Below are 445 nucleotides of genomic sequence, written 5' to 3'. Positions count from 1 at the left end.
GGTCTGGGTATCTGAATGTGATGACAAAATGATTACAAAACGTGAAAATTTGCGCTTGCTGGCACTTTTTTTGGTTCCGGCGCTTTTTCGCCATGGGAGGCATTTTATGAACAATCCGGGTTTGTTCCACTCAAGGTGGAACCTCGGCCGGCTGGTTCTGTGTAACGTAGTGCCGTTGGCGCTGCTGGCTTTCTGGTTATGGCCTACCGGCCAGATGCTGTGTGTGATTTTCGACGAGTGGCTGTTCCGCTCGCTGAATGCGCCGCTGGCCAGCAACCCGATATGGCTCCACATCTGGGCAATTGCAAGTCTGCGCCCGTTCGACATCGTCGTCGGACTGATTCTGCTGACGCTGCTGATCAAGGGCGACTGGGTCTTCAGGGCGATCGACGTGCGTCGCGCGTTCTTCGGTTTTTTCTCGATCCTGCTGCTGATGGTGGTGATC

The 445-nt window shown here is 54.4% G+C and carries 1 pseudogene; it reads left to right on the top strand.

The features are described 5' to 3' along the window. Positions 1-106 precede the first annotated feature (106 nt). Positions 107-445 (top strand): annotated as a pseudogene (locus J5M56_RS25490) (phosphoesterase); the annotation flags it as partial.

The sequence above is a fragment of the Pseudomonas sp. 51_B genome, from assembly GCF_017491595.1.
In the GTDB taxonomy this organism is placed as follows: Bacteria; Pseudomonadota; Gammaproteobacteria; order Pseudomonadales; family Pseudomonadaceae; genus Aquipseudomonas; species Aquipseudomonas promysalinigenes.
Note: the sequence above shows the minus strand (reverse complement) of the source record. Positions and strands in the feature narration are given on the sequence as shown.